16 protein-coding genes are annotated in these 24281 nt (G+C 56.1%); 13 read left to right on the forward strand and 3 right to left on the reverse strand.

Annotated elements, in window-relative coordinates; translation table 11 throughout:
• The first annotated feature begins 142 nt into the window (after positions 1-142).
• The 4 genes from CIK74_RS01345 to CIK74_RS01360 all read left to right on the forward strand — a co-directional run bounded on the left by CIK74_RS01345 (position 143) and on the right by CIK74_RS01360 (position 6653).
• Complete coding sequence (locus tag CIK74_RS01345; protein WP_170947691.1) at positions 143-1069, forward strand: DUF4268 domain-containing protein; 927 nt, start codon at positions 143-145, stop codon at positions 1067-1069.
• A gap of 68 nt (positions 1070-1137) precedes the next feature.
• Positions 1138-4803 carry a hypothetical protein gene (locus tag CIK74_RS01350; RefSeq protein ID WP_205738218.1) on the forward strand — a complete coding sequence of 1222 codons (3666 nt, stop codon included), beginning with the start codon at positions 1138-1140 and terminating at the stop codon, positions 4801-4803.
• Positions 4804-4971: 168 nt separating this feature from the next.
• Positions 4972-6114, forward strand: a complete 1143-nt coding sequence (locus tag CIK74_RS01355; protein WP_096253915.1) for a hypothetical protein — start codon at positions 4972-4974, stop codon at positions 6112-6114.
• Entirely contained in the window at positions 6081-6653 is a 573-nt protein-coding gene (locus CIK74_RS01360; RefSeq protein ID WP_096253916.1) for a hypothetical protein, read from the forward strand. The genes CIK74_RS01355 and CIK74_RS01360 overlap by 34 nt, the downstream gene beginning before the upstream one ends.
• 334 nt (positions 6654-6987) lie before the next feature.
• Here the strand turns inward: CIK74_RS01360 and CIK74_RS01365 are convergent, their stop codons facing one another.
• Positions 6988-8157, reverse strand: coding sequence for a metallophosphoesterase family protein (locus CIK74_RS01365; protein ID WP_096253917.1), 1170 nt, complete (start codon positions 8155-8157; stop codon positions 6988-6990).
• A 226-nt stretch (positions 8158-8383) separates the two neighbouring features.
• Between CIK74_RS01365 and CIK74_RS01370 the strand changes: the two genes are divergently transcribed.
• From CIK74_RS01370 to CIK74_RS01380, 3 genes are all read left to right on the forward strand, one after another.
• Positions 8384-9655 carry an MFS transporter gene (locus CIK74_RS01370; RefSeq protein ID WP_096253918.1) on the forward strand — a complete coding sequence of 424 codons (1272 nt, stop codon included), beginning with the start codon at positions 8384-8386 and terminating at the stop codon, positions 9653-9655.
• Positions 9652-10326, forward strand: coding sequence for an FCD domain-containing protein (locus CIK74_RS01375; protein ID WP_096253919.1), 675 nt, complete (start codon positions 9652-9654; stop codon positions 10324-10326). The genes CIK74_RS01370 and CIK74_RS01375 overlap by 4 nt, the downstream gene beginning before the upstream one ends.
• Positions 10327-10654: 328 nt before the next feature.
• Positions 10655-11152 carry an integrase core domain-containing protein gene (locus CIK74_RS01380; protein ID WP_141392831.1) on the forward strand — a complete coding sequence of 166 codons (498 nt, stop codon included), beginning with the start codon at positions 10655-10657 and terminating at the stop codon, positions 11150-11152.
• 1571 nt (positions 11153-12723) lie between these two features.
• On the opposite strand, the gene CIK74_RS01385 is transcribed toward CIK74_RS01380, so the two are convergent.
• Entirely contained in the window at positions 12724-13866 is a 1143-nt protein-coding gene (locus CIK74_RS01385; RefSeq protein WP_096253921.1) for a glutamate--cysteine ligase, read from the reverse strand.
• A 157-nt stretch (positions 13867-14023) separates the two neighbouring features.
• Positions 14024-15265, reverse strand: a complete 1242-nt coding sequence (locus tag CIK74_RS01390) for a methyltransferase (protein WP_096253922.1) — start codon at positions 15263-15265, stop codon at positions 14024-14026.
• Between the two features lie 586 nt (positions 15266-15851).
• Between CIK74_RS01390 and CIK74_RS01395 the strand changes: the two genes are divergently transcribed.
• The 6 genes from CIK74_RS01395 to CIK74_RS01420 form a co-directional block, all read left to right on the forward strand.
• Positions 15852-17294: an amino acid permease gene (locus tag CIK74_RS01395; RefSeq protein ID WP_240520424.1), complete on the forward strand. Its 1443-nt coding sequence runs from the start codon at positions 15852-15854 to the stop codon at positions 17292-17294.
• A 204-nt stretch (positions 17295-17498) separates the two neighbouring features.
• Positions 17499-17795, forward strand: a complete 297-nt coding sequence (groES, locus tag CIK74_RS01400) for a co-chaperone GroES (RefSeq protein WP_096253924.1) — start codon at positions 17499-17501, stop codon at positions 17793-17795.
• Between the two features lie 100 nt (positions 17796-17895).
• Positions 17896-19494, forward strand: a complete 1599-nt coding sequence (gene groL, locus CIK74_RS01405) for a chaperonin GroEL (RefSeq protein ID WP_096253925.1) — start codon at positions 17896-17898, stop codon at positions 19492-19494.
• Between the two features lie 311 nt (positions 19495-19805).
• On the forward strand, positions 19806-21923 hold the full coding sequence (locus tag CIK74_RS01410) for an acyltransferase family protein (RefSeq protein ID WP_170947692.1): 2118 nt from the start codon (positions 19806-19808) through the stop codon (positions 21921-21923).
• A gap of 97 nt (positions 21924-22020) precedes the next feature.
• The gene (guaB, locus tag CIK74_RS01415) at positions 22021-23526 is read left to right on the forward strand and encodes an IMP dehydrogenase (RefSeq protein WP_096253927.1); all 1506 of its coding nucleotides are present in this window, start codon (positions 22021-22023) and stop codon (positions 23524-23526) included.
• A gap of 168 nt (positions 23527-23694) precedes the next feature.
• The coding region (locus CIK74_RS01420) for a hypothetical protein (RefSeq protein WP_141392832.1) at positions 23695-24281 on the forward strand (587 nt) is incomplete at its 3' end.

The raw sequence follows: 24281 nt of genomic DNA on the forward strand, positions 1-24281 counted from the left end.
CTTGATCCTGACAGACAGGGAGCGTGCGGATGGTCAGTTACCAGTACGGTGCAAAGAGTGAAATTGATGATGACGTGTCGACCTTTTTGCTCGACTTTGGAGCCTTAACTTTTTTTGATGCGCAGGGAGAGGAGAAATAGACGTGACGTCACTGGGAAAACTGGAGCAGGTCCCACTACGTGAGGTGTGGAAACACGAAGCGTTTGACTTCACGCAATGGTTGGCACTGCCAGAGAACATCGACCAGCTTGCCGAGGTAATCCTCGGCGGTGGGGCACTTACGGTGACTGACACCGAGGTGAACGTCGGTTCTTACAAGGCAGACATCCTCGCAGTCGACTCCGAAGATCGTATTGTTGTCATCGAGAACCAGCTCGAACAGACAGACCATGACCATCTCGGCAAAATCCTCACGTACGGTGCTGGCAAACAGGCTGAGGTGCTCGTGTGGATCGTCAAGGACGCCCGGGAGGAGCACGAGAACGCCGTCAACTGGCTCAACGAGCACACCGACGACACAATCCACCTCTTCCTGATCCAGATCGAGGCCTGGAGGATCGGCAACTCGGCCGCTGCACCGCGCTTCAACGTGATCGCTAAGCCAAATGACTGGCTCAAGGCCGTGAAGCAGAACACCGCAGCTGGCTCCGTGAGTGACCTCAAGCTCCAGCAGCAGGCTTTTTTTGAGGAGGTGCGTGCTCTAGGAGAAGAGACAGCGTCGCATGTGAAGAGCTGGGCCAAGCCCCAGCCACAGCATTGGTATGACGTCCGAGTCGGGTCAGGCAAGGGCCAAGTCTCGATCACCGTCAACTCGCTGAAGTCTTACGTTGGAGTCGAATTTTACGTCAACGCCAAGGAGACGTACTTCGAGCTTGAGAGCCGTAAGGAGGAGATCGAAGATGCTCTCGCTATGACTCTCGATTGGCAAAAGTTGCCGACGAAGAGCGCGAGTAGGATCCAGATCACGAGGCCTGGCGACTTCCGCGACGATACGGCCCGGGCAGAGCTGTGCGGCTGGGCCGTGAGCATCGCTGACTCCTTCGCTCGTGTCTTCCCGAAGTATCTGTGAGGGCAGGGACGGTGGGAGGGCGGAAGATAGATCCTTTGGCGGAAGGGAAACCGGGCGATGTGAAGCCTATGGAAGCGCAGAATCAAGAGGTAAAGCTCAGGTCGCTTGCGCCTGAGTTTAAGAGCGATCATCACGATATTTACGTCCGGCACCTCGATGAAGCAGTGAAAGAACAGCGGAACCGGAACATTGCCCTCACGGGCCGCTATGGTGCCGGAAAATCGAGCGTTCTCGACAATTTCGAAAAGAAACACAAGTCGAAGACCGTCCGCATCAGCATAAACACCCTCGGCCCAGACGAGGCGGACGAGGACCTTACGAACCGGATCCAGAAGGAGCTGGTCAAGCAGCTCGTCTATCGGCTCAAGCCCGGACAAGTCCGCCGTTCGCGATTCGCTCGTCCGAAGTCGATCACGAAATGGAAGGCTTTGAGGCAAGCGCTCGGTGTCACCTGTGTCGCCGTCGGATTTATGTGGTTGTTAGGCGTCCAGCCTTCTCCAAATTGGCCCGGCGCGCAGGCGACTACGTTAGTTCAGTTTGTACTCGGTCTGCTGTTTTTCGCGCTCGTCGTGTTAGTCGTATGGTCAGTACGGTGGCTCATCGGAGATCGAATTATATCCGAAGTCACGACCGCCGGCGCGAAGATCGCTCTGGGTGATGGGCCGACTACTTACTTCGATAGCTTCCTGGATGAGATAGTCTCTTTTTTCGATGCCGTCGAGCCAGAATTCGTGATATTCGAAGATCTTGATCGTTTCGATGACCCTCAGATCTTTGAATCTCTCCGTGAACTAAATACGCTGGTTAACGCATCGGCTCAGTGGATGAGCAAAGACCAACCGATCAGGTTCATCTATGCAATCAAGGACAGCCTGTTTGAGCAGCTCGGGTCGGAAGCCTCCCTTAAGGAAGATACCCAAGCGGCCGTGAAGTCTCCCGAGCCAGAAACTGGCCAACCTGCCGCGGCTGCGGCGAAACCAAAAATCGACCTTGCAACAGAGGCCGTGCGCCGTGCAAATCGCACGAAGTTCTTCGAGATGGTAATTCCTATCGTGCCATTCCTCTCTCATCGGAATGCGCGTGATCACCTGTCAGATGCTCTGGTGGCTCTTGGATTCGGGAATGACTTCGTCTCACGGCCGCTGCTCGACCTCGTCGCGCAGCATACTACCGACATGCGCCTGATGATCAACATCTGCAATGAGTTTGCCGTTTTCGTGGAGCGTCTTCTGTGGACTGAAAACGCTGCACCTGGCATGTCGGCCGATCATCTCTTCGCGCTCGTGGCCTACAAGAACTTTCACCTCGCCGACTTCGAGAAAATTGCACAGCGGACGAGTGACCTCGACAACCTGGAGAAGTATCATCACGACGATGTTCGCTCTTTGATCGACGACCTGCAGCTCAAACGCCGTAAGTCGAATAGACTCGAAGAGCATCGTCAGCGTAGGTCCGAGACTGCGGCAGTGCTCGGTCAACGACTCAATGACATGAAGAGCATGTTCCCGGAAGCATACCCATTTGCCATAAAAGTAGGGGATAAGCCCTTTGGTTTCGAGGCAGTCGATTCCGTGGAGTTCTGGGAACGTATCTCGGCGACTCGGTCTTTCACCATAACCCAGGCACGCACTGGGCACGTGGCACAGGTAAACTCGATGCTCCTTAGCCGGGTATTCCCCGAGCTCGCAGACTCCGCCCGGTGGCGAGAGCCAACGCCTGATGAATTCGATAGCGTTACAAATCGGTATGACGACCAGATCGCGGCACTGAGGGGTGCAGATTTTATCGCTCTCGCCCAGAATGAATATGCACAGGAAGCCCACGCTACATTTAAACAGCGGATCAACAGTGTACTGAAATCCAAGCTTGCTTGTGACCTCGTGCTGAAGGGTTTCATTACTCGGAACTATGCCGAGTACTCAGCGATTTTCTATGGCAGTTTCGTCGGTGTCGATGTGGCCTACTTTTATAATCACAGCGTCCAGCCAAACGAGATGTACCGTGACTTTCACTTCACATCGGAGAACGCCGTGAGCAACCTGCTAGAGCAAGTTCCGTCGGACTTCACGAGCTCTGTGAGCGCACTGAACATCGAAGTCGTCGACCACCTGCTGACGTACGATCTCGGGCGTGCGAAGGAGATAGTGGCGTACATCGCCTCCCATGAAAGGAGCAGCGACGTGCAATCGTTTCTAGACGCCTACTTCAGCACGTCGTCGGCCGAGCACGAACTTCTCGCCGGGCTGCTTGCTGCGCATCCATTATCCTCCGCATTCGATTACTTGGCCCGCAACGACTCGATTCCGGACGGCGAGACAAGACTGCGAGTGTTCGACGCGGCTCTATTGAGTGCTCAGTCCGCCGATATGTATGAACTTGGCAAAGATGCGACCGAGTTCATCGACATTTATCACTCGCGCATGAATGCTATTTCTGGTGAGCAAAGCTCTATTCAAGTAGCGCGAGTATTTGAGATATTAAAGTCGGCAAAACTGGTGGTGCCCGAGCTGAGCCACATAAGCGAGGCACTTCGCAGACACGTCGTCGATGCGTACATGTACGAGATCAGCATCCCCAACCTAATGCTGGCGCTCGGGTTCGAGGGAACTCCCACTCTTGACGTTGTCAGGAAGAACAAACATGTATGGGAGCATTGCCGTTTGCGGATTGACGACTATCTCAAGGTTATACAGACTGAAAAGACTGTTGAATGCTTTATTGAGTCCGAGCAGGTACTTATTGAAGTTATCAACGAGCAGCAGGAGGCTTGGACTGACGACCAACTCGTATCTGTCATCGAAGGCAGCGCCGTGAATGTAGTGGTCACCAATCTCCAAACGATTTCGGAGTCGGTCTGGCCTATGCTGGTAAAGACTAACCACGTTCTGCCTTCGACGACTAATGTCGTCCTATACGTGGATGCGCACGGCGTGGATGAGCATCTCTCCGGGCTTCTCTCCTCAGACGGCGACGAAACCGTTGAATTGCTGGACCCCGACGAGATCGAGGACGATCGCCGCGCCGCGCTCGCGATCCAGTTCCTGAACGCGTCGGAGCATCTTACGGCGAAGACGCGTGTGGCGCTCGCGATTCGGGTGATGCCGGACGCGGGTTTCGACCTCGCTTCAATTGCTCCCGATGAGGGACATCTCTTGGCATACGGGCTCGAAGCGGGACTGTTCGAGGATGATCTCGGCACTTTCGCCCACTTCGCACCGGGCGGCTGGGATGCGATGTCCGAAGCTTTCGAGACGTCGGAGAACGTTGCTGATTTTCTGTCGCCTGAGATCGTGCAAGGATTCGTCGCTGAATTCCTTGGTAGTCCGAAGATTTCCAGGAGTCTCAAGCAGATTGTGATCGATCACCTACCTCAGTACATCACGACGGATGATTCACGTGCGCTACTCGCTGCGGGCGAATTCGCCCGCGCGGAATCAGTCAAGCTGCCTCTGGAGGAAATTCGGCGGGTCGCACGAGTTACCAAGGCCCCCAGCGTCGTTGCTCGTCAGTTGGTACTGGCAAATAACGAGCTCGACGCGGACGAGGTCATCGAGATTCTCACATACCTCGGAACGCCTTATGACAAGTTTGGTGGAGGACCGGGCATGAAATTCGATCACCCTGGTAGCGTTCCCTCCCTAGACACTGTATTTAAACATCTTCAAAAGGCGGGCCGGATCCAGATAACAAAGAAGCCCTTTGGGTCTGGGAAAATCGTGGAAGTACTTGTCTAGTGTGCACGGCCCTCGGATGGGCGTACCACGGCATCTTTTGGCCAGTCACCCCTCGAACGCTACCCCCTGTTGGTGACACATATCTGTCCCAGTGCGCTTGTACAGTATATTCGAGACCACGATCCAGCGTCTTCGTGGAATCGATCCGCTTATTAATAAAGGAGAAAAATGGCGTCTTGGGGATATCGCGTCTACACGTTCGAATTACTTTCGGGACAGGAAACTCTCGCGCAAGAGATCCCGCAGCATCGTGAGCACTTAATTGATGTCCTTGACCTAGTTGGCAAGCAGACAAGAGTTGGAAAGCCCCACGGTGAGACGCCAGAAATACTCGATGAAGTTGTAGACGCAGATGACTCATCTTTGAAAGACCATTACACGAAGACTGAGCCAACACTCACCATCAGAAACCGAGCTTATGATTCTGCTCTCGGCGTGATCCACGCAAGCATCGCTTTGGGCGAGCGTGGGCTTCATGATTATGCGGTTAATCCGGAAGACGGAACTGACCGCGTTCCAGTCAGCGAACGTTCCGCTGAAACGCCCCGCCGAGTCGATGTTTTCTTCGCAACGTCACAATTTGAGGGACTTCTAGTTGCTGAGGTTGTCGGGATGAAAGATCCGCTGTCTCTCTTAGTGCCGTGGATCCGCAAGGTCTCATCTGAGCAGCGCAGAGCGCAACTCAAAAAAATCGATGAGGAAAGCGAACACTTCAATAGCGCGGGAGAGAAAATCAGTAAGACGGCGGCCAAAAAGTTGGTCCCGAAAGCTATTCGGATTCGAGCCACGAGGGTTGCGGATCCAGTTCTTCTACAGCAGATCTTGAATGACATTAAATCCATGGATACCGAGTTCACCCAATTGGATGAAAACAACAGAGAGACTAATAAGCGGCTAATCGTTAAAGTCACTGAAAAGTCTGCACAGAAGAATATCGTCGAGCGTCTTATCAAGAAAGACATGGACCCCACCAGCTCGATAATCAAACAGACCCTCGAGGACCTCAACGTCGATCAGACCGGACTAGAAACCGCGAATGTAGATGTGAACACTGTTAAAGCTCATATTCGCAGTAGTGAAGGGAATACGACTCTTGTCCCAGGCAAGCTGTCAGAGCTTTTCAACTACCGGTTCAAGAGTGCTGGTCGTCCGTCAAACATTCCTTATTACATGACGGTGCTTGCTAAGTTGGAGCAGTTGAAAAAACCCGCACAGATCGCGCTGCGCGTCCCGGCGGACACTGAAATGCTGGAATGGATCGAGATTGAGGAGGCCATATGGGACCCTCAACCGATCGAAACTTACGCGTAGCCGTTCCGAATTGCCATTTCGGTTTCGGAGTATTCATTTTTGTCGTGAGTGTTGGGGTGCTCATCGCGCTGGATGCTCGCGCTTCTGAATTCGACACGATTGCGAGTGCTCTCGGTCTCTATTCGGCTAGTCTGCTTGGTGTTTTTAGCATCCTGACTTCATGGAGAAATGCCATAGTAAATCGGAGGAGCCGATACCAGCAAGTTGAAGATAAATGGCGAATCGTCATCGACCGATCTGTGATGTTCTCGTTGCGTGGGTCATCTGTTTCATTTCTGCTGATGTTATACGGAGTGATTGCGCCAGCTGTCAAGACTCAAATCGCCTTACTCCTCGATCCTATTGTTTACTCGTGGATTGCCAGAAGTACTAGCGCTTTGGCCATCTCCGGCGTAGTCATCCTGGGTCTAATTTCTTTACAGATCGTTCGTGATGTCACAGCCGTCTACGGTTGGAATAATTTCGTTGAAGAGCAGGATGCAATAGTTCAGGCACAGCGGGACACAATCAACGAATCAAAATCGGTGAAACCGTATTAGTGATTACTATTCTTTAGACCACAAAACGAACGACAGTGGCAGGCCATTTCCAGTGCTTCGTTTCGAGAGTCCACTAGTCAGTTTGGCCCCGTCTCTACCCCTAACTTAAGAATTTTTATTAATAGTAGGAGTAACAACCCGATTGCTTATAGAGGCCAGACCATTTCATACGGCGAAAGAAGGCGGTGAGAGCAGCCTTGCATCAATCTGGGCGTTTTGGAAGCCAGCGAAGTCCGTTTGAATGTTTAGCATCTAGACCCCGTTCCTCTTGTAAGGGAACGGGGCCAGGATCCTTTTTGGCCTAACCGTTTCGTCTAATGACGACCAGTCGAATCTAAGGCATCGGCAGTGGCTCATCGATGGGCTGCGCCTTGGCGCTGATATCGATTCCCAGATCCTTGGCGAACACCGTCCGAGTTCCGGTGTAGACCCCGTCCTTGTTCTCGTCGAGTTCGAAAACTCGGGCTCCACGAAGGTCGTGGTCCTCAGTTCCGCCAAGGCCGTAGGTACCGAATCCGGTGCCCGGGGCGTAGCCCAGCTCGATGCCGTAGTAGTCGCCTTTGAAGGTATTGATATGGTCGTGGCCGCAGTACACACCACGAACGTCTCCGCGCTCCTGCAATGCAGAGAACATGCCGGAGTTGAATGCTCCCACATAGATGCCTTCGTTCTTGACGCCTTCGATGGAGTGCTTTGCCACGGCTTTCTCGTGGTCGGCATCATTCGAGGTGAACTGGGAGCCGTACCACATGTGGTGGTGTTCCCAGAGTGGGATATGGAAGAACATCAGGGACTGGACATTGCCATAGCGTGCTTCGGTGGCCTTGGAAGCTTCGCGGTACCAAGCGATCTGCTCGGGGCGGATCCAGTCGTAGGACATGAGGCCCTCAAAGTCCTGTCCGCTAATAGTCTTTGGCGCGTAGCGATTTGAATCGAGCAGCCAGATACCGAAGACGGGCTTGGCGTTCTTAGAAGAGGCGATCAGCAGCTGGGAGTTCGATTCGCCTTGGATCTTGTCATTTTTCGAGTTGGTGTTGAACTTGTAGCCGCGAATGAAATCGAGAATTTTGGCATCCGTCATATTCGTGCCGTTGGGCATTGAGTCCTCATCATGGTTGCCAAAGGTCAGCGCCCAGGGAATGCCCCGGGATTCCATGGGCTGGACAACGTTATTGATGGCCTGCTTGACCTCGGTGGTGGTTTTCGGCGAACCATTGATGACATCGCCGTTGATGAGCGCGAAGCCTGGCTTTTCGGTATCCAGTACCTTGTCCATCAGCTCCAGGGTGCGGCGATCGGTGCGCGGGCCATCCTGGGTGTCGTTGAACTGGACGATCTTGAACTTGCCGTCTGCCGCGAACTTAAGCTTCGGGGTTGCCGCTGACGCTTTCTTGGACGGGGCTGCGGTCGCCGCTGTGCTGCTAGCAGCAAGTAATCCGGTAATAGCTGCAGCGGTGCTGCCGATCAATACTCCGAGACGTGGGACAGATGAAGAATTGCTCACCGAAGTTCCTTTCAAATGGACTTGGTGGCCCGACCGTCATTTGGTGGGCCGATAACCACTAGATCGTAATGATGTCCGGCGACCGGACGATGAAATTTAGAAGTCGCCTTTTGGCATTGCGTATAAATAAAATCACCGAACATGCATGGACAGGAGAAGGTCTGCGCGTAGGTGGATCAGGTCACATTATTTTTGATCCTAAACATCAAACGTCTAATGTTTAAACGTGATCGCCAACTCATCTGAACAGCCAGTCCCGCCTGATGCCTCGCAAGCCCGAAAATCCCCGTGGGTGGTCGGCGCCCTTGCCGTCGCCGCGGTGATCCTCGTCGGGTTGAATCTGCGCATGGGTATCTCCTCCGCCTCGCCGCTCTTCCACGAGCTGCAGGAAATGCTGGGCTATGGCACCTTTATCGCCTCGCTGCTGCCCACAATCCCGGTGCTCTGCTTCGCGGTGGCTGGTGCCGCGACCAGCTTGGTGATTCGCCGTACCGGCCTCGAATTGGGCATTGCCCTTTCCTTGCTACTGCTCACTGCTGGCTTGGCCCTGCGAGTAGTCGATTCGACCTGGGCGCTATTGGCGGGCACCGTGGTGGGCATGAGTGGTCTGGCTATTTGCAATGTGGCCATGCCTTCCTTCATCCGCGAGCATCACGGGCACCGTTCGGCGTCTATGACCGCCGTCTACACGACAACCATGTCAATCGGTGCGACCTTCGCCTCCGCGGTCAGCATCCCTCTGGCGATGCAATTAGGGTCGCCGACAACAGCCTTGGCTTTTTGGGCGATACCGGCCAGCCTGGCACTGCTGGCATTTGTCCCCTTGTCTATCTCTGGAAACCGCACGAAGCCCGCTGCGGGCGCGCATGTCTCACCTTGGCCGTTGCTGGCCACGGGCAAGGGTTTGCTATTCACCACGGTCTTCGGAATTCAGTCGCTGCTGGTTTACACGGTGATCAGTTGGCTGCCGCATATTCTCATCTCACGCGGGTTGGAGCCGGCGGCCGCCGGGCTGATGCTCGGAATTGTGCAGGGAGTGAGCATTCCGGCAGTCTTGGTTATGCTGTGGATGGCTTCGAAGCCGGGTTTGCTGCGCAGCGCCTTTGTGCTGACTACAAGCTGCTCGGTACTCGGCTTCCTAGCCTTGCTGGTTCTGCCCGTTGAATTGTCCTTGATCAGCTCGATCCTCATCGGACTGGGATTCGGCGTTTTCCCGCTGGTTATGCTCATGCTCAGCCGCAGTGGTGGAAGCGCAGAAGAAACCACGGCCTTGTCCACTGTGGCCCAGTCGGTAGGCTACTTGATTGCGGCCTTGGGACCCTTCGTGCTGGGTTTGCTGCAAGGCGCCTTGGGATCCTGGACCTTGGGACTGACGATCGTGCTGGTCTTCGCCGTAGTTCAGTTGGTGTTCGGCTTCAAGCTCGGAGGTCTGCGCACCGAGGCCGATCCCCGGCAGTTGGTCGAAGTTGATGGTTCGGCCGAAGTGGAGAAATCATGAGCAACATGCCAATGCGCCCACCGCTGGCCGATGAGGTCGTTGCCCGGCTGAGCGATGCAGTAACGCAAGGACGCTGGGCTGTGGGGGATCGCATTCCGGCGGAACCCGAACTGATCGCCGAACTGGGAGTTTCGCGCGGTACCCTGCGCGAAGCAATTAAGGCTCTAGCTCGCACAGGCATGTTCGAAGTGCGCAGGGGAGACGGCACCTATGTGCGAGCCACCAGCGAAATCAGCGGAACCGCGCAACGTGTCTATCGGGAACACTCCGACCAGGATGTGTTGCAGGTGCGTTTTGCCTTGGATACGCAGGCCGCCCGTCTCGCTGCGAAGGCCTCCGACGTGCAGGTGATACAGCGGTTGCGTACCCTGCTTCGTCATCGTAGCGATGCGTGGCAGGAGCAGGACTACCTAGCATGGTCGCAGGCTGACTGGCAGTTCCACCTTGAAGTGGCGCGTGCTTCCGGAGTTCCGCTGCTGCATGAGATTTACGAGAGCTTTGGCGATGTCTTCCACGGCACCAAGATGGTCCAGCGCCTGACGGAGGGATTTGACGGTTGCCTGCGCGAGGGGCATGAGTCTCTGGTGGATGCTATCGAAGCCGCCGACGATGAAGCGGCCGCCCGAACAGTTATTGCCAACCTCGATTACTGCATGAGTTGGATGCCTTAATCGCAGACACACACGTCGGCACTGAGGTGCGTGCTAACTTTATGAATGGTTTTTGGGGCCAGTGCCGCGGCTAAAGGAAATTAGGATTGTGCTGGGAATCCAACGAAATGCAGCAGGCGCGAGATCTTGGCCATGTGTAAGTCAACAATGAATTTGAATTCAGCGGCTCGCAAAGCTGTAGGCTTCGTTGCTGTCTGCCAAATAACCTCAAATGGTACTTCCGTTCTGACGACTTGGTGTGTAACCTCGGGACATCTCTAAGGCGTTCAATCAACTGCGCAGCGGCACGATCGGCTCAGTGGCGCTTTTCCTTGCCTCCAAAGGGACCATGCCAATCAGCGGTTTACGAGGACGGCCTACTACTCAACGCAAGAATGAGCGGTCCCATCAAACCATGCAGCGCTTTTTGGAAGCTAACAAACCCCAAGACCTTGCCGACCTACGCAAGCTCATCACCCGCTATCATGAGCACTATAACCGGCGCGGTCCGCACCAAACGCTGAATCAGTCGACACCCGAAATTACCTGGCAGACTTTGGACCATTCTCCGGCGATCGAGCCGATACATTTATCCGTGTTGCAGGCAAAAGCAGCTGAATATCTGCGCAACCGCATACTTAAGCACAGTGCCCTGGGCAAGGCGAGCATTGCGGTATCCAAGACGGGCGAGATCATCGACGCAAGCCTACTCAAGGAACCCGCTACGGGTTTGGCAGCGAATCAGATGCTGGTTGACGTCGCGAAGGATCAACAGAAAGCTTTCTATAAGGGACTGCATATTTCTGTGCCTCAAAGTTGGCCGGCCGTCAGTATTGCAGGACCGTGACCGATGAAGAATACCTCATTTTGGATCCTGACGCCGGCGAGGTAGTCATGTCGTTCCCCTTGCCACTGACCGCCCTGTATAGGAACGGTCAGTTGTCGCATCCTACTCGATTCGGAGAATCCAAATGTTGAATGCTTCGAAGCAGTGGGAACACAACGCTGAGCATTATCGGAAAGAGTAAGCACTTCGGGAATCGCAGATGCCTGAAGTTTTCACCGACGATTGAACGCAATGGCGGACGGTCCACGTGCCATCCCGCGGGCATTGGATGGCACGTGGTACTTGTGCACAAAGCTATGAGACTAACTGTCCACGAAGTATCGAGCTTCGGTGTCCACGATGTGATGAGGTTACACACCAAGTCGTCAGAACAGAAGTACCGTTTGAGTCTATTTTGCATTCAAGAGTTTGAGGCGTTATATCGCACGTTAGTTGTTGGAGACTGGTGGGTTCAGGCCTCGTTTACACCACGGATCCTGAAGATCCGGATAAGCTGGGCAATTTTTCTTGCGACAACCTAACTGAAATGAGGAATCCTATTGCTCGTTTGATTGAAGAAGACTAGTTAATTCCGCTGCCAAAACACATTTCTGAGATACTATCTGATAGAGAAACTACTTAGGTGCGTCCTTGGGGGAATTTAGTGAGCACTTATCACCGGAGAGGTCATTATCGGCGGGGTAAAGATGGGCGATCTCATTGGGTATCAGGACATGATGTAACTCGATCTTCGGGCAGCAAAAATTACTATCGTTCCAGTCAGACCGCGAAGAATTCTTACATCACCCTTCAACAACAGATCAGGTTATGGCTCTCTGAACTGTCGATAGTTGCGTACCCTGAAAGTCCCCGACGACCTAATTCAACTTGCCCTGTTTGCGGGGCAGCAGTCTGGTTCTTCCGTAATCGGTGGGGCGGTTGCGCTTATTTTGATGGAATTGGGCAACCTTGGCCATTACATCCATGTCTGGACTTAGCCAAGAATGCAGAGAACTTTGATACGCGCCAACGTGGTCCTTCAGAGTCTAGCGGTACATTCGGTCCAAAATGGGGTGGCATTGACGTACGAGAGTCGGGCCGTAATTTTGAGAACAGCAGCACTCCGGAAAATAATTTCCACTCCCGCGTTCAGCGCCCAAGTGACAGGAATTTAGTAGACAATATTAGGGGCAGGCGAAGTCCGTGGGATGCAACTTCCGTGCAGTCTGCGTCTGATGATAGACAGCTTGGCTGTTGTTTAATATTTGCGATAATAATGATAATATCAATAATTGTCACTATTGTGGATACTTTGAATTGAATTGATTTTCGCACTTTCTACCCTATGCGTTTGAAGCAGGAAACTTTCCAGTGGGTGCGCGAAGTGAGATATTTTGCGATGAAGTATAACTTCATTTTTCAAAATAAATTTCGAATACTGGTTTGTCGGTACTTGGAGAGCGGTGGAAATTCAGCTCATTTTGAAGCGACAAAAAGAAGTAAGATCTGAAGGTAGATCCGTCTGTATATTTAGGTTTAAATGTTAGTTTCGACAAAGCATCGTAATTTTTTCTAATACTACGGCCACTTATTTATACGGCCTTCATGCGGGCCACGTTCTCCTGCACCACAGCCTTGAAATCGCCACCGGACGCCGCAAAGGTATTGCGCTGCAGCTGGTACTCGGCGCCACGTTCAATCAAGCGGATGATGCCCTGAAGTTCGTCGGTGCAGCCCAGCTGCTCGGCTACCGGGGCTAGGCGCTTCACTTCGGCGCGCAGGTGGTCAGTAACTAGCATCTCGTCGCCCTGAGCGTTGAGGATGATGATGGCGTCCAGACCATATCGGGCAGCCCGCCATTTGTTCTCCACCCGGTACCAAGCCGGCATGACCGGAATCTTGTACCCGGCCTCAATTGCCATGGACATGTCGTGGACCAAGCACTGGGTCAAAGCAGTAATGGCTGAGATATCTTCTAACGAACTCATTCCGTCACAGATACGCATTTCCACGGTACCTAGGCGATTGACCGGGCGGACATCCCAACGAATCTCAGAGATGTCATCGATAACACCGGTGTGGAGCATATCGGCCACGTAGGCTTCGTACTCCGACCATGAATTAAAGTGGAAAGGAATCCCTGCGGTTGGCAGCTGCTGGAACATTAATGCACGCTGCGAGGCGTAGCCGGTGTCTTCTCCACCCCAGTATGGGCTGGAGGCGCTAAGTGCTTGGAAATGCGGCTGGTAGTTGATCAGACCATCGGTGATCGGCAGTGCCTTGTCACGGTCATCAAGCCCTACGTGTACGTGAATGCCGTAGATGACCATCTGCCGTCCCCACCATTGGGTACGGTCAATCAGGTTGGCATAACGCTCTTTGTCCGTTACTGGCTGTGAGATCGGGGCGGCAAAGGGATGTGAGCCAGCTGAATACAAAGCCACCCCGTGTTTAGTGGCTACCTCGTTGAGCATGCGCACGTTGGTGCGTAGCTCTTGCGCAGCCTCTGCCACGGTGTTGTGAACTCCGGTGACCACCTCAACGGTGTTCATCAGCAGTTCGGGTTTCACCGTGGGGTGCTCATCCTCGCTGCCTAGCCCTGCGTCTTCCTTGAGTTGATCAAGGATTTTTTCGGCGACCGAGCATAAGTCCGCACTTTCGCGATTGACCAAAGCGATTTCCCATTCAACACCAATGGTGGACTGAGATGACTTGGCGAACTCGATTTTCTGCACGGCGCTCCTAATGCTGACGTCTCGGACGGAAGGCTCCGGAGCCGAATAAAACTAGACGGTTAAACCATCGAATTATTCGAAGGCCTTCCTTGCTTATTGTAAGTTTTGCGCGACCCCTTCCAAGACATTTATCCCGTGGGAGGTGCATCACTATAGATTAGTGCGGTTCCACCTCGACGGCCACACGATTCTGACCGATGCGGGCAAGAATGAGAGTTGCGTGCTTCTTAGCCGACTTCGGGGCACCGGCCAGCAAGATGCGGCGCAGCTCCTCAGGCAGCACATCCACTCCGCGCTTTTTGATATCCAAGCTGCCAATGCCGTTGGCCTTCACCCAGGACTTCAGCTTCTTCACGTTGTAGTCGTGGGCTTCCAAGACTTTGAACCCGCGGGCGAATGGGGTCTGCAGCTGCTCTGCATGCGTGAAGTAGGCGATGTGCTCATCCAGCAAGTGCCCACCGGTGGATTCGAGCAGTGTGGAAATCAGGTGCGAACGAATCACCGCACCATCGGGTTCATAGAGGTGTGCTTCGAGTTCGCCTACGGGAGCCAGCGGATCCTGATCCACAGTGAGCTCGCTGGTCAGCTCGTGAGCGCCGGTCTTGTCGATGACCAATGCCGCGCGAGCCACGTTGGGGCGTTTCAGCTTGCCGAACCACAGTCCTGCTTCAACGACCGAGCCGTGATCAGAAATCCACACGGCTTCGGCGCCGTGGGGGATTGCTTCATGCGGCAGCCCTGGGCCTAGCTTCACTCCAACATCAAGGCCTGAGTCAACGAGCTTCTCAACAAACGATAGGGGAGGCGAGAAGGCCTCCGGGTCAAAGAGTCGTCGTGTGCTGCCTGCAACGTCGGTGCGACGAGCTGGGTCTAGCCAGACACCGTCAATGCCGGTGAGGTTTACGTCTTCGGCGCTTCCATGAACTACACGTGCTTCCTCAAAAGGCATCAAGTTCAGCGTGGTGGCCGCGGCAGTAGTTTCATCTTGCTCAACTGCGGTGACCTTGAGCCCGGCACTGGCCAGGGCGATGGAGTCCGTGCCAATTCCGCATCCCAGGTCTGCCACGTGAGTGCTACCGGCCTGGACAAATCGACGAGTGTGAAGCCCGGCAATCATCAGGCGGGTGGCCTGTTCAAGCCCGGCGGGGGTGAAGATCAAGGTGTCTGCGAAGGGGCCAAACTTGACCCGGCCGCGGAAGCGCAGCTCGGCTTGGGAGATAACGGCGCGCACCACCTGGGCATCATGCCCTTCCTTGCGCAGTTTTTCATTCAACGACCAAGCGGCATCCTTGGTTGCCACCATCGACGGGTCGACGGTCGCCAACAGAGCCCATCCCTCGGGAGAGAGGAGAGCGGCGAATTGGTCGTTGAGTGCTGAATCATTTGAAGCCTGGGCCATGGAACAAGCCTATCGTTATCTGGCGCCCTTCCCGGCGTTCAAGTTTTGGAGGCTTCTGGGCACCCGCGGCGGACACATTATGACAAATGTGCGTCATATTGAAACGAGTTGTTCCGTGTTCCAAGGCCTGGTGAAAAGCAGTGGGATAAGAGATGTTTCCGGGTTTGGTATGTATGCGCGCGTCGGAAGAACATGAAGTTGGCCTACCCCTTGGGTAAGGAGTACTAATTCATGCATGGGTCAAGGCCAAGCAATGCATGATTCTTGGATGGGGCACCTCCCGTCCCGGTCATGGGATGAATGGCCAATGCCTTAGCCTTCTCCGGCTCACAATGCGCGACGTCGAAACCCTTAGTGCTCGTAGGTGGCTTCTTTCCTTGATGGGGGAGGGGCGCGCCGCCTTGCTGCCCGCTGTGGCGCACGTCGCATCAACCCCACCTTGTCGTGTTGTATGTCACCTGTGAGCAAAGTATTCCTAACTGAAGACCTTCCCAAGGGCCCGCAACGTGGCGGCGACCCAACGGACACAACATCAACAGGTACGAACCAGGAGAATCAGCTCAAGCGCGGGCTAAGCAGCAGGCATCTGCAAATGATCGCCATCGGTGGGTCCATCGGCACCGGGCTGTTTGTCGCTTCCGGAGGAAGCATCGCCCAGGCTGGACCCGGCGGAGCGTTAGTGGCCTTCGCCGCGGTAGGCCTGATGGTCTACCTGCTCATGCAGTCCTTAGGTGAAATGACCGCCAAGATTCCCGTGGCCGGATCCTTCCAAACTTTCGCTACCCGTTTCGTCTCACCATCTTTCGGCTTTGCCATCGGTTGGAACTACTGGTTCAACTGGGCCATTACTGTCGCTGCCGAGCTGGTGGCCGCAGGTATCGTGATGAGCTTCTGGCTACCCGATGTTCCCGGCTGGGTCTGGGCAGGCGGGTTCCTCATCGTGCTGACGGCACTCAATGCGCTGTCTTCCAAAGCCTTCGGCGAAGGTGAATTCTGGCTGGCGCTCATCAAAGTTGTCGCGGTGATAGCGTTCATCCTCGCCGGTGTGCTGATGATCTTCGGGATCTTAGGTAGCAAAACCGACCCACTGGCCAACTGGCGCGAAGGCCAAGATGTCTTCAATGGGGGATGGCTGTCCATCGTGGCGGTCTTCATGATCGCCGGGTTCTCATTCCAGGGCACCGAGCTGGTGGGTGTGGCCGCCGGAGAAGCTAAAGACCCGCGCCGCGAAGTACCCCGTGCGGTGCGTACGGTCTTCTGGCGCATCATGCTTTTCTACATCGGCGCAATTTTCATCATCGGTACCTTGCTGCCATTTACCGACCCGAGCCTATTAGCCAGCGGCGAAGCCGATGTGGCTTCCTCACCGTTCACTTTGGTCTTTGAACGTGCAGGCATTGCCTTCGCCGCCGCGGCGATGAACGCTGTCATTCTTACCGCGATTCTCTCCGCCGGTAACTCCGGGCTCTACGCCTCCACCCGCATGCTGTACTCCATGGCACATGACGGCAAGGCGCCAAAGATTTTCGGTCGCACCAACTCCCGCGGCGTGCCCATCTTCGCGTTGCTAGCTACCGCTGCTGTGGGCTTGTTCGGATTCCTAGCGGCGCTGGTCGGCCAGGGAGCCGCTTATGCCTGGTTGCTCAACGTCTCGGGATTGTGCGGATTTATTGTCTGGGTGGGTATCGCCGTCTCGCACTACCGGTTCCGCCGAGGCTATGTAGCCCAAGGTTATGATCTGTCCGACCTGCCCTATAAGGCACCGCTCTTTCCGCTGGGCCCCATTGTTGCTTTCGTGATGCTGCTGGCGGTCATTGGCGGGCAGAATTTTGAGGCGGTGGTTGCTGGCAAAGGACTGGAAGTGCTTTCCGCCTATATCGGCTTGCCGCTATTCCTCGGCTTATGGCTGATTCACCGATTCGTCACGAAATCCAAGGTAGTGCCATTAATGCAGATGGATTTGTCCGCTCCAGCCGATATCGAGGAATCGGCTAAAGTCCGCTCTGCGCGAACCGGTGTGACGAACTAGGGCAATGATTAGCACTCGCCTTGACCGAGTGCTAATTCACAGCCTAAAGTCTTCAGTGGGTGTCCATTTGGAATAGATTTTTGTCTATTTTAAATTGACACACCGCCTGACTGGATCACACCAACTGGCACCGCGACGACGGTTGGTCCAATGCCATAGGGCGAAACCCTACATTCATTGGTTCATACACGAAAAGGAGAGACCATGTCTGTCTCCATTAAGCCACTCGAAGACCGCATCGTCATCAAGCAGGTCGAAGCCGTGACCACCACCGCATCCGGTCTGGTCATCCCTGACTCCGCTAAGGAAAAGCCACAGGAAGGCACCGTTGTTGCAGTGGGCCTTGGCCGCATTGACGACAAGGGCAACCGTATTCCTTTGGACGTTGCTGAAGGCGACGTAGTCCTGTACTCGAAGTACGGTGGAACCGAAGTTAAGGTCGGCAACGAAGAGTACCTAGTACTTTCGGCTCGCGACGTTCTGGCAGTCGTCGTAAAGTAACGCCAACCTCGTAGTTCAATCGGTTTCAACCCCTAGTTTGATCAATGATCCATTGGGTTCGGGATCGAACTGCGACCTATGCTATTTCAGGAGTTAGTGCATGGCTAAGCAGCTAGCATTTAATGAGGAAGCGCGACGCGCCCTCGAAGCGGGCATTGATAAGCTCGCAAACACCGTGAAGGTCACCCTCGGCCCACGCGGTCGTAACGTGGTCCTCGCCAAGAGCTGGGGCGCACCAACGATCACCAACGACGGTGTCACCATTGCGCGTGAGATCGACTTGGAAGATCCATACGAGAACCTTGGCGCACAGCTGGCCAAGGAAGTTGCCACCAAGACCAATGATGTTGCTGGCGACGGCACCACCACCGCGACCGTGCTGGCACAGGCACTGGTCAAGGAAGGTCTGAAGAACGTAGCAGCCGGCGCTGCACCAGGCGATATCCGCAAGGGTATTGAACTGGCAGTGGAAATTGTTGCCGAACGCCTGAAGGCTAATGCCGTGGCAGTCGAAGACAAGGTTGCCAACGTGGCATCGATCTCCGCACAGGATGAAGAAATCGGCGACCTGCTCGCCGAGGCCTTCAAGACCGTGGGCACCGATGGTGTTATCACCATCGAAGAATCCTCCACCACCGCCACCGAACTGGTCCTCACCGAGGGCATGCAGTTCGACAAGGGCTACCTGTCCCCACAGTTCATCACCGACGCAGAACGCCAGGAAGTTGTCCTGGAAGACGCAGTAGTGCTGATCAACCCTTCCAAGATCTCCACCGTGGCAGAATTCTTGCCACTGCTGGAAAAGGTCTTGGAGACCAAGAAGCCACTGCTGATCATTGCCGAGGACGTTGAGGGCGAAGCCCTTTCCACCTTGGTAGTCAACAAGCTTCGTGGCCTGCTGAACGTGGTCGCCGTGAAGGCTCCAGGTTTCGGTGACCGCCGCAAGGCAATGATGCAGGATCTCGCGATCCTCACCGGTGCCCAGGTTGTCTCCGCCGAACTAGGTCTGCAGCTTGACCAGGTTGGCACCGAGGTTCTTGGTTCCGCACGCCGCGTAACCATCACCAAGGATTCCACCACCATCGTTGATGGCGCCGGAACCGAAGAAGACGTTGCAGAGCGCGTAGCCCAGCTACGTGCCGAGCACGCTCGTACCGATTCCGAATGGGACCGCGAAAAGCTGGCCGAACGTCTGGCCAAGCTTTCCGGTGGCATTGGTGTCATCAAGGTAGGTGCCTCCACCGAGGTTGAACTCAAGGAACGCAAGCACCGTATCGAGGACGCTGTGTCCTCGACCCGTGCAGCGCTCGAAGAGGGCATCGTTGCCGGTGGCGGTACCGCACTGGTTGACGCACTGTCAGCACTGGACGAAGACGCACGCGTCACCTCCGCCGAAGGCGATATCGCCGCCGGTGTAGGAATCGTACGTCGCGCCCTGGTGCAGCCACTGTTCTGGATCGCTACCAACGCCGGCTTTGACGGCGCAGTAGTTGTCTCCAAGGTTGCAGAGACCGGACCGAACGAAGGGTTCAACGCCAAGACCGGTGTTTATGAGAACCTGCTCAGCGCAGGCGTCATTGACCCAGTAAAGGTCACCCGTTCCGCACTGGTCAACGCATCCTCGATCGCTGCTCTGGTACTGACCACCGAAACCTTGGTTGCCGAGAAGGCTCCCGAGGAAGAGGCTCACGCCCACTAAGGGATCAAACCCTTGACCGAATGCCGTCACTGCTCAGAGCTTCTGCTCTGGCCGGTGGCGGCATTTTGTTTTCTTTATTCACGGCTTTATCTAAGGCACGCCCACTGCATGCTATTTGGTTCGCCGGTACCTCGTAGCTAAAGCGCACAAGTCAGCCCATTATGGGTACTTCACTAATTAGGTCCTGCACGGTGGCACACAGCAAGTACCAAGCTCATAACGAAGTTCACTTGGTAAAATCGATGGTTGTCCGCTCAGGCCATAGTCTTAGTGGAGCACTGACCACAGAACCGACAAGGAAAGTCGCACCCGTGTCCCAAGCAATCACCAGCACTCAGAACACCGCGCCAGCCGCGGGTTTCCGTGCCGATTTGCAAGGACTGCGCGCGCTCGCCGTGCTCTTGGTGATGTGCTATCACATCTGGTTTTCCCGAGTCTCCGGTGGGGTAGACATCTTCCTGATGCTCTCAGCCTTTTTCCTCACCGGATCGCTGACTCGCAAACTCGGCAGTGGTCAGAAAGTCTCGGTTCTGGGTAACTGGTTGCACCGCTTCTCCCGATTACTGCCACAGGCAGCACTAATCATCGTGGCTACCGCGGTCACCGCCTGGCTGGTATTGCCGGCCACCGGATGGCTGGCACTGATCAACGAAGCTTTCTCCTCACTCTTCTTTAAACAAAACTGGGCCTTGGCCGAGACCAACGTGGACTACTACGCGTTTAACACCTCTGCCTCCTCACCGTTGCAACACTTTTGGTCGCTGTCAGTGCAGGGACAGATCTTCATCCTCTGGCCGGTATTGCTGGTGGTGTGTGCCTTCATCTGGCGGCGGTTCTTGTCCCGGTTCCGGTTCGAGCTCATCGCGTTCATCATGTTCGCCGCTGTCTTTGCCGGTTCGCTGAGCTACTCCATCTACTTGACCGCGGCCGATCAGCGCCTGGCCTACTTTCACACCGGCACCCGGATGTGGGAATTTGCGCTGGGCTCCATGCTCGCCCTGGCTCTACCGCTGCTCTCGCGATTGCCGGCATGGCTGCGCCGAATCGGTGGCTGGAGCGGGTTGCTGGTTATCGTTTCTTGCGGTGCACTGCTAGACGTTGAAGGACAATTCCCCGGGTATCTGGCCTTAGTGCCGACGCTGGGTGCAGCACTGCTGATCATGGCTCCGGAACCCCGGTCATGGAAGAACCCTTCCGGGATCCTGAGCCTGGCACCGCTGACCAGACTTGGTGGGCTGTCCTACGGGATGTACCTCTGGCACTGGCCACTATTGGTCTTCTACCTGCAACTGGCAGGGGTAGACCAAGCCTCACCACTGGCAGGTACGGTACTTATATTTGGGTCGATCGGCTTGTCGTGGCTGAGCACCCGATGGGTTGAAAAACCCTTGCTTCGTTTAGAACGACCGCACGGCCTGCCGATACTGGCGATGGTGCGCCGTCCGCAGCTGGTCGCACAAGCCTTCGTCATCACGCTGGTGGCGCTCGTGGCTGTCGCGCCCATCGCTGTATGGGACTCCAACGTGCAACAGCGCAAGGTGCAGGCAGCTTCGCAGTCTCCGGAGGAAAACCCCGGCGCTCAGGCTACCGCCGACTGGGATCCTTCTCCGGCCGCCCTCACCTTGCCGCTACGCACCGATTTAGACACAGAATGGCAGACGCCGGGGGATCACTGCGCGGGGAAGTACACTCCGCAAGATCCCGCGATCATGTTCTGCAATCAGGGCGGGGACCCCAACGCCGCCCCGGACCTGGTACTGCTCGGTGACTCACATATCCAGCACTGGTCCGATGCCGCCGCGGCCACCATCGAAGCGTCCGGTGGCAGCTGGGTGATGATCTATCATCCAGGCTGTCGTTACGGTTCGAGCACCATGCCCTGGGATGCCGAGGAGTGCGCCGCGTTCCAAGAGGCCGCGCAAGACTACGTCACCAAGCTGGCGCCCTCGATGGTGCTCACGGTCGCCACCCAAACCGTGGGCGCACCGGACGAGTTTGGAAACTCCGCAGCCTCCCAAGAAACCATGGTTGATGGCTACGCGGACGCGATCGATCCCTTCGTGGAAGCCGGATCCCAGGTCATCGCGATGCGTGACACCCCGCGCTTTGAGTCCTCCATTCCGGACTGTGTAGGCCGGCACCGCTCCGATGACACCGCTTGCGATGCACCGGTGGCGGACAAGCTCGCCGCGGTCAACCCAGTCGATACCTTCTTGGCCTCGCATGATTACGGCTCCTCTGTCCGTCCCTTTGAGATGACCTCACTGCTCTGCCCGGAGGGGATCCGCAAGGCGGTGATTGGCAACGTGCTGGTTTACCTCGATGATTCACACCTGTCCAAAACCTTCGTCAACAGCGCCGCCACCCGCTTCGCCTCGGCGTTTAGCGCGGCCACCGGATGGCCGCGGGAAAAAATGACGACCCGCTGACGTTAGCTTAGACACAGATCTTCGGCGAGAATCGTCTATAGGCCAAAAGAGATCTACCATTTAAGCAACCTCCGCTTTCGCTCCGAAAGGTTCTTACGTGACTGAGTTCAACCCCTTTGCCTTTGAAGGACTCACCTACGACGACGTCCTGTTGTTGCCTGGCCCAACGGACGTGATCCCCTCAGACGCGGACACCACCACCCGTTTCACCAAGCGCATCAATATCGCGACCCCGATCAGCTCCGCCGCCATGGACACCGTCACCGAGGCTTCCATGGCCATCGCGCTGGCCCGCCAGGGCGGTATCGGCGTGATCCACCGCAATCTGTCCATCGAGAACCAGGCCAGGCAGGTTGACCAGGTCAAGCGCAGCGAATCGGGCATGATCTCGGACCCGGTCACCGTGCACCCAGGTGCCACCTTGGCCGAATGGGATGACCTCTGCGCCCAGTACCGTGTCTCGGGCCTTCCGGTCATCGATGAGAACCGCAAACTGCTGGGCATCATCACCAACCGCGACACCCGCTTTGTGCCCCGCGAAAACTTCATGACCACCAAGGTCTACGAGGTGATGACCGGCATGCCGCTGATCACCGCCAAAGAGGGCGTGCCCCGTGACCAGGTCATCGAGCTGCTCTCCAAGAACCGCATCGAAAAGCTGCCACTGGTTGATGACAACGGTGTACTCACTGGTCTCATCACCGTCAAGGACTTCGACAAGGCCGAGCAGTACCCACTGGCCACCAAGGACGACGACGGACGGTTGCGCGTAGCGGCCGCAGTAGGCTTCTTCGGTGAAGGCTACGAGCGCGCGATGACATTGATTGACGCCGGCGTGGACGCACTGGTGGTAGACACCGCCAACGGTCACAGCCAGGGCGTACTGGACATGATTGCCCGCCTGAAGAAAGACCCGGCCGCCGCACACGTGGACGTTATCGGCGGCCAGGCCGCCACCCGCGAGGGTGCCCAGGCACTGATCGACGCGGGCGCCGACGCCATCAAGGTCGGCGTAGGCCCAGGTTCGATCTGCACCACCCGCATCGTTGCCGGTGTGGGCGTGCCCCAGGTCACCGCAATCTACGAGTCCGCCAAGGCCGCCATCCCGGCCGGCGTGCCACTGATCGCCGACGGCGGTCTGCAGTACTCCGGCGATATCGGCAAGGCACTGGTGGCCGGCGCCGACTCGGTGATGCTCGGCTCGCTGCTGGCAGGCACCGCCGAATCCCCAGGCGATCTGGTCTTCATGGGCGGCAAGCAGTTCAAGGCTTACCGCGGCATGGGTTCCATGGGCGCGATGGAAACCCGCGGCAAGAACACCTCCTACTCCAAGGACCGTTACTTCCAGGCCGACGCACCATCCAACGAGAAGCTGATCCCCGAAGGCATCGAAGGCCAGGTCCCGTACCGCGGCCCGCTCTCCGCAGTGGTTCACCAGCTTGCCGGTGGCCTGCGTCAGACGATGTTCTACGTCGGCGGACGCACCATCCCGGAGCTGAAGGCCCGCGGCAAGTTTGTCCGCATCACCTCAGCAGGCCTCAAGGAGTCGCACCCTCACGACATCATGATGACCGTCGAGGCGCCGAACTACCGCTCACGCTAAACGCAGCAACAAGAAATAGCGCTGGCTAAATTCCACGCACGAGTAACGCCCCGCACCTGTCCAACAGGTGCGGGGCGTTCTCGTCCCCGCCAAAGAAACTTTCTGCACTTATCCACAGTCGGTCCCACCCCCACCTACCCGGCCCACCCTTCCGCGCATACTCAAATCATGAACACCACCGCCGGGGCCACCCTCACCGAACTGCACGCGACGCTCACCGAGCTCACCGCAGCCACCGGCGAGCCAGAAAACCTCACCGGCGAAACCCTGCGGACTCTCGCCACCACCGGCACCGCCCTGTTCACCTTCCTGCGCTTACACCTCGCAGACACCACCGATCCCCGCCTCGCCCTAGAGCTCGCCACCACCGGCCAACACCTCGAAGATGAAGCAGCCCGGATCCGTGTCACCGGCGCAGACCGGCTCGCAGCCACCAACGCCCACACCCTGGATGAAACAGAACTCGACACGCTACGCACCACCGCCCCTGACACCAGCCGCCAGGCTCACCGCTGCGCTGGTAAAGCAAGCTTCCAAACCCCCGCAGCACTCCTAGCTTCCTGGACACACATCCCGTTTAGTGAAGCGAACAAACTCATCGGCGACGCCAGCGATCTTATTAGCCGCCGAGATATGGCAGGCAACCAGCTCCCACCGCGCTTTGAACACCTCGCCACGTTATTCACCACCCCAGACCCGGCACAATCACCGGCACTGCACCCATCGGTGGTGCGTGAGACCAGTCAGAAACTCGC

Source organism: Glutamicibacter sp. BW77 (assembly GCF_002332285.1).
Classification (GTDB): domain Bacteria; phylum Actinomycetota; class Actinomycetes; order Actinomycetales; family Micrococcaceae; genus Glutamicibacter; species Glutamicibacter bergerei.